The following is a 724-nucleotide window of genomic DNA, read 5'->3' on the forward strand; positions in this document are numbered from 1 at the left end:
ACCCACACCCGCTCCCGACCGTACCGGCTGTCCCACCGGGACCAGGCAACGGACCAGAAACAGCTCCCTCGCCCCACGCCGACGTGCGTACGCTCCGGATCGTGGAAGATCTCGACCGTCGAATCGTGCAGATGCTGTGCCGAGATGGGCGCATGAGCTTCACCGACCTCGGCCGGGCCACCGGCCTGTCGGTCTCCGCCGTCCATCAGCGCGTCCGACGCCTGGAACAACGCGGAGTGATCACGTCCTACACGGCGCTGATCGACCCCTCCCAGGTGGGTCTACCCCTGACCGCCTTCGTCTCGATCACCCCGATCGACCCGAGCCAACCCGACGACGCCGCCGACCGGCTCGCCCACATCGTCGAAATCGAGGCCTGCCACAGCGTCGCCGGCGAGGAAAGCTACCTGCTCAAGGTCCGCGTCGCCAGCCCCGGCGACCTGGAGGTCCTGCTCCAGCGCATCCGCGCCGCGGCGAACGTGTCCACCCGCACCATGGTCGTGCTCTCCACCCCCTACGAGGGCCGACCCCCCGCCCTTTAGCCAAGCCGGCGGCGACCATCGGAGTCAGCCGGTGAGCGCCGCACCACTGGCCGCGTCGAACAGGTGCAGCCGCGCCGGGTCGAACCACAACGCCACCCGCGCCCCGCGGACCACCGGGCTCGCCGCGCCCAGCCGCGCCACAACCTGCTCCCCGACGCCGGGAACACTGCTCGCCCCGGCCT

General features: G+C 71.0%; 1 protein-coding gene. It reads left to right on the forward strand.

The genetic code is table 11. From position 1 onward, the window contains the following. Positions 1 to 101: 101 nt before the first annotated feature. Entirely contained in the window at positions 102 to 542 is a 441-nt protein-coding gene (locus NBZ85_RS31565; protein ID WP_308205095.1) for an Lrp/AsnC family transcriptional regulator, read from the forward strand. The last annotated feature ends 182 nt before the right edge of the window (positions 543 to 724 follow it).

It is taken from the genome of Frankia tisae (genome assembly GCF_025403405.1).
GTDB classification, from domain to species: domain Bacteria; phylum Actinomycetota; class Actinomycetes; order Frankiales; family Frankiaceae; genus Frankia; species Frankia tisai.